The organism is Gemmatimonadales bacterium, from assembly GCA_030697825.1.
Classification (GTDB): domain Bacteria; phylum Gemmatimonadota; class Gemmatimonadetes; order Gemmatimonadales; family JACORV01; genus JACORV01.
On the sequence record JAUYOW010000255.1, the window covers coordinates 1 to 5,996 of the forward strand.

Consider the following 5,996-nt stretch of genomic DNA (forward strand, 5'->3'; position numbering starts at 1 on the left):
CCGGCATGGCGGGATGCTCCAAATGCTAGAGCAGATGCCGACCCGCGGCTTCCAGTCGTCCGTGGATCCTCGCCTGCACTTCGGACTGGGCACCTCCCGTCGGGTTGACTCGCTGATCGTCATCTGGCCGGACCGGCGCTCAGAGGTCAGGACCGACGTGGCCGTGGACGGCGAGATCACCCTGATGCAGAACGACGCCGTCGCCGGCCCCCCCGGCCCCCTCGGTTCCCTCAGCCCCTGCGGCCCGCGCGGCCCCGGCGGGCCCCGTGGCCCCTGCGGGGCTCGTGGCCTCCGCGTTCCCCAGGAGGCCGCCCTCCCGGCGCTGTTCGCCGACGTGACGGCTCAGCTCGCGATCGACTTCAGGCACCAGGAAAACACGTTCTACGACTACAATCGCGAGCCGTTCATCCCGCACCGGTTATCCACCGAAGGACCTGCCCTCGCCGTCGGTGACGTGAACGGCGATGGGCTGGACGACATCTACGTCGGCGGCGCCAAATGGCAGGCGGGACGCCTCCTCGTCCAGCAGCGTCATGGGACGTTCCGCTCCACCAACGAGCAGGTATTCCGGGCCGACAGTCTCGCGGAAGACGTCGACGCGGCGTTTTTCGATGCCAACGGCGACGGGCATCAGGACCTCTACGTCGTGAGCGGGGGGAACGAGTTCTGGGGAGACGACGAGGCGTTGCGCGACCGGCTGTACATCAACGACGGCCGCGGCGGGCTGCGCCGGGCCGCCCGCGCCCTCCCCGCCTTCTTCGAGAACGGCTCCTGCGTCGTGCCGGGCGACTTCAACGGCGACGGCTATCAGGATCTGTTCGTCGGCAGCCGTGTCGTCGCCCGCAACTACGGGCTCATCCCCCGCAGCCACTTGCTTCAGAACGACGGCACCGGACGCTTCAGCGACGTGACCCTGGCGAAGGCTCCCGCGCTCGCCGAGGCCGGGATGGTCTCGTCGGCCGCCTGGGTGGATTACGACGGCGACCGGCAGCTCGACCTGATCGTGGTCGGCGAATGGATGCCGGTCCGGGTGTTTCGGCAGGAGCACGGCCGGTTCGTGGACCGGACCGCCGAGGCCGGCCTATCGGGAACGACCGGCTGGTGGAACACCGTGACCGCGGCCGACCTGAACGCGGACGGCCGGCCGGATCTCGTCCTGGGCAACCTGGGGCTCAATTCCTACATCCGGGCCTCGCGCGAGGAGCCCGCCCGGCTGTACGTGCGTGACTTCGACCGGAACGGCGCGCTGGAGCAGATCCTGACGGTCTACCGGAACGGCACGAGCTACCCGCTCGCCGGCCGGGACGAGTTGGTGCGGCAGATGCCGCACCTGCGCAGCCGGTACCCCTCCTACGCCGCCTTCGGCGCGCGCCGCATCGAGGACATCTTTCCGGCGTCGGAGCTGCGGCGGGCCGTCGTCCGGGAAGCCCGGGTGTTCGCCAGCTCCGTGGCGCTGAACCACGGCGACGGCACCTTCGACCTCCGGCCGCTGCCCACCGAGGCCCAGTTCGCGCCGATCTACGCCGCGCTCGCGGACGACTTCGACGGCGACGGGTGGACGGATCTGCTCGTGGCGGGGAACTTCTACGGGGTCACGCCGGTGCGCGGCCGCTACGACGCCAGCTACGGCCTGGTGCTGCGGGGCACCGGGGCGGGCCGCTTCGAGTCGGTCGACCTGGAGGCGAGCGGCCTCGTGATCGAAGGCCAGGTCCGCGACCTCAAGGCGCTGCGGTCTGCGGGCGGCGACCGGCTGGTCGTCGTGGCGCGGAACGACGACGCGCTCCAGATCCTGCGCCCGCTCCGCTACCGGGCGTCCCGCAACAGCTCGAACAGATAGCTCTCCATCGGCCGCAGCGAAGAGAGCCCGCGGCCCGGGTGGCGGAACGACGCTCCATGCCGTACGATTGCGCCACGCCTACCGTGTGTTGCCTCGCTCGCCGTCGCCCGACGCCCCTCCTCGGGCTCGTCACAGCGCTCGCTCTGGCGGCGGGATGCCGGACTGGCATATCCGCCCCGACCGGCGCCCTCCAGCAGCCTGCGCCCGTCTCCACCGCACGCTACGACCCCGCGCGCGACCTCGGCCAGCTGTTCCAGGACGTTCAGCTCTCGGGGATTTTCGCGGACTCCAAGACGTTCGTTGATGCCCGGCCGCTCCTCGCGCCGGCCGAAATCGCCGATCGCTACGCCTCCGCGCGAAGCGTCGCGGGATTCAGCCTGCAGGCCTTCGTGGAGCGGTTTTTCGACCTGCCCCAGCCGGTCGGTGCAGGCTTCCGCACCGACGCCTCCCGGACCATGGAGGAACACATCCGCGCGCTGTGGCCCATTCTCACCCGCGCGCCCGACACACCGGACGCACGCTCGTCGTTGATTCCGCTCCCGCACCCCTACGTCATCCCGGGCGGCCGCTTCCGCGAGGTGTACTACTGGGATTCGTACTTCACGATGCTCGGGCTCATCGAGAGCGGCCGGACCGACCTCGTGCGCAGCATGCTCGACAACTTCGCGTACCTGATCGCGACGGTCGGGCACATCCCGAACGGCAACCGGACGTACTATGTCAGCCGCAGCCAACCCCCGTTCTTGGCCGCCATGGTCGGGCTTTACGCGGCGGCGACGGATACCACGCAGGCGCTTCGCTACCTGGACGCGCTGGAGGCGGAGCACGCCTTCTGGATGGATGGGGCGGAGCGTCTGGCGCCCGGCCAGGCGTACCGCCGCGTCGTGCGGCTCCAGGGCGGCGAGGGCTCGGTGCTGAACCGGTACTGGGACCACCGGCCCGAGCCCAGGCCGGAGTCCTATCGCGAAGACTACCGACTCGGTCAGGCGCTCCCCGAGGCGCAACGTGAGGCGTGGTATCGGAACGTCCGGGCCACGGCCGAAAGCGGTTGGGACTTTTCGAGCCGCTGGATGCGTGACCCGGGCGATATGCGGACGCTGGAAACGACCGAGCTGGCGCCGGTGGATCTCAACAGTCTCCTCTATCACGCCGAGCGGACCATCGCCGCGCTGCGAGCCTTCCGCGGGCGGCGGGGCGACGCCGCGGTCGCCGAGCGGTTCTTGCGGGCGGCCGAGGACCGTCGCCGGGCGCTGCTCGCGGCCGCCTATGATTCCGCCGGCGGATTCTTCTACGACGTCCGCTGGCGCAGCGGCGAGCGCGTGACGGACCGCCCCACCCTGGCGGCCGCCGCCCCGCTCTACTTCGGGATCGCCACCCCGGAGCAGGGCCGTGCGACAGCCGCGCGGCTGGAGCGGGACTTCCTGAAGCCCGGCGGGTTCGTGACGACCACGGTCACCTCAGGTCAGCAGTGGGACGCCCCCAACGGGTGGCCTCCCCTCGAGTGGCTCGCGATCCAGGGTGTGCGCCGCTACGGCCGCGCCGACCTGGCCGATACGGCGCGCGACCGCTGGCTCGCCTTGAACCGGCGCACCTATCGCGCGACGGGCAAGATGACGGAGAAGTACGACGTCGCCGACCCGGATCGGCGCGCCGGCGGCGGGGAGTACCCGACGCAGGACGGCTTCGGGTGGTCAAACGGCGTGGCGCTGGCTCTCGCCGCGGAGCAGCAGGCCGGGAGCGCCCCACCGCCCCCCGAGGACGAGGCTCGGTCAGCGGCTTGCGCACGCCGCCTTGGAGGCGGTGACCGCCCGACTTCGCAGACTTCGAAGAAATAGCTCTCCATCGACGGCAAGGAGACTGCGATGGACACCCCCTCGCTCGCGGATCGCCTCCGCTATCGGTTCGACAACTTCATGTCGCGCGGCACCGTCGCGCTGATCGCCGGCCTAGCCGTGATCTCGCTGGCCATCATCGTGGTGATGGCGGCGGTGGTCACGCTGACCGGCGTGAGCCAGGAGGGCACCGGCCGCATCGGGCTAGGCGAAGCGGGCTGGGCGAGTCTGATGCGCACGCTCGACCCCGGCACCATGGGCGGCGACACCGGCTGGTCGTTCCGGATGGTCATGCTGTGCGTGACCCTGGGCGGCATCTTCATCATCAGCGCCCTGATCGGCGTGCTGAACAACGGCCTGGCGAACGAGCTGGACGAGCTGCGCAAGGGCCGCTCGCGCGTGATCGAGGCCGGGCACACCGTCATCCTGGGCTGGTCGCAGCAGGTCTTCTCGATCGTCTCCGAGCTGGAGGAAGCCCACCGCCCCGCTCCGGGGCCAGGTCCGCGTCGCCTCCCCCGATGGTCGTAACCAGGTCACGGTCGAACCCCGCGTAGGCCGCCTGACCTGGAGTCTGGCGCGCGACGGCCGCGGCCTGATCCTCCCCTCGCTGCTCGGCTTCGAGTTCCGGGGGGCGGCGGCGCTCCGCGACGGGCTGCGCATCACCGACACCACCCGGCAGTCGCACGACGAATGGTGGACCCAGCCGTGGGGCGAGGTGGCGCGCGTGCGCGACCACCACAACGAGCTGGCCGTCTCGGTGGAGGAGACGGCGGCCCCGAACCGGCGGTTCACCGTGCGGGTGCGCGCCTTCGACGACGGCGTGGGCTTCCGGTACGAGTTCCCCGAGCAGCCCGGCCTCGGCGCGTTCGAGATCACCGATGAGCTCACCGAGTTCTCATTGGCGGACAACGCGCGCGCCTGGTGGATCCCGTCCAACTGGCCGCGGAAGGACCGCTCCGAGGAGCTGTACTCGTCCGGACCCGTCAGCACGCTGGACAGCGTGCAGACGCCGCTCACGATGGAGACGCGGGACGGCCGCACGTTCATGGTCATCCACGAGGCGAACCTCGTGGACTACGCTAGGATGTTCCTGCGGGGGCCGCGCATGGAGGGCCGCACCCTGCGCGTGGCCCTGGCGCCCTGGGCGGACGGTGTGAAGGTGCGCGGCCGCACCCCGTTCGTGACGCCGTGGCGCACGGTCCAGCTGGCCGATCGCGCCACGGACCTCGCGCCCTCGGTGCTCGGCCTGAACCTCAATCCGCCTAACGTTCTGGCCAGCACGGACTGGATCCATCCGATGAAGTACGTGGGCATCTGGTGGGGCATGCACATCGGCACGATGACCTGGAGCTCGGGGCCGAGGCACGGGGCGACGACGGTCAACGCGAAACGGTACATCGATTTCGCCGCGGCGAACGGCTTCGGCGGCGTGCTGGTCGAGGGGTGGAACACCGGGTGGGACGGCGACTGGATCGCGAACCGGAGTGCCTTCTCGTTCACGCAGTCCTACCCCGACTACGATCTCGCGGAGGTTGGCCCTGACCAGTATCGAGTGGTCGTCGGCACTCGCCAGCAGTGACGACTCGTCCTCAGCGCTGCCTAACTAGCGCTGAGCCTGTGTGAAAACTCTCGGATGTGCATAAAGAGGGGGTCTTCCGACCTCTGACTGGGTCGAGATCGTGGCTCCGGAGCGAAATGTGAGCGTCGGAATTTCTCAGAGGCCATCACCGGTGCGAGTTTTCACACGGGCTCCGCTTGAACCTGTCGAGCCGGCTGGCCGCGCCGGCGCCTTTGCGGTAGGTTATTCAGGGACCGCGCACCAGCGCGGCCAGGACGCCGGCTCGCAGGTTTCTGTGAAGCGCCATTCGTTATGCGGACACGTTCCGTGCTGCATTCGCCGTCCGAGGTAGTTACAACCGGAGTGACCGCGCATCGTTGGATCGGCGGCTGCAGCGATCGCTCGTTATCTCCAACCCGCACCCTTCGTTCCGTGGCGCTCCCGCGCCCTCATGGGCTGAAGGCGGACGTCCCGGCGGCGTGGATTGATCAGCGGGACCCTCGTCCGGCAGCCGACGTCACCTGCTCGACGGGTCCAGAGATCCGGGTACGGGCGACACGCTCTCTGTCCTGCTAAACCGGACGAGAGGCCACCGCGACTACGGTGGGGTCGGCCGGAGCCGCGCACGAAGGGAGCCCAGGGCGCAGCGCCGCTCGAGAACCTTGACCGCCCGAGCGACAGCGACGTAGCTTGCCACCATGCCTCTTGCCACAGAACCCATCGGCAGCATCCCGCGTCCCGCCAAGCTCATCGACGGCATAACGGCCTT

The 5,996-nt window shown here is 69.8% G+C and carries 4 protein-coding genes; all 4 read left to right on the forward strand.

Annotated features, from left to right (window positions below):
- Positions 1–1,837: FG-GAP-like repeat-containing protein (locus tag Q8Q85_12890; protein MDP3775151.1), on the forward strand; the 1,837-nt coding region annotated here is incomplete at its 5' end.
- Between the two features lie 56 nt (positions 1,838–1,893).
- Positions 1,894–3,672, forward strand: a complete 1,779-nt coding sequence (gene treF / locus Q8Q85_12895) for an alpha,alpha-trehalase TreF (GenBank protein ID MDP3775152.1) — start codon at positions 1,894–1,896, stop codon at positions 3,670–3,672.
- A gap of 27 nt (positions 3,673–3,699) precedes the next feature.
- Complete coding sequence (locus Q8Q85_12900; GenBank protein MDP3775153.1) at positions 3,700–4,197, forward strand: hypothetical protein; 498 nt, start codon at positions 3,700–3,702, stop codon at positions 4,195–4,197.
- Positions 4,198–4,228: 31 nt separating this feature from the next.
- Positions 4,229–5,248 carry a glycoside hydrolase family 97 N-terminal domain-containing protein gene (locus Q8Q85_12905; protein MDP3775154.1) on the forward strand — a complete coding sequence of 340 codons (1,020 nt, stop codon included), beginning with the start codon at positions 4,229–4,231 and terminating at the stop codon, positions 5,246–5,248.
- Positions 5,249–5,996: the final 748 nt, after the last annotated feature.

Coding starts and splice junctions, on each gene's coding strand:
- treF (MDP3775152.1), top strand. CDS start 1,894: ATGCCGTACGATTGCGCCACGCCTACCGTGTGTTGCCTCGCTCGCCGT.
- Q8Q85_12900 (MDP3775153.1), top strand. CDS start 3,700: ATGGACACCCCCTCGCTCGCGGATCGCCTCCGCTATCGGTTCGACAAC.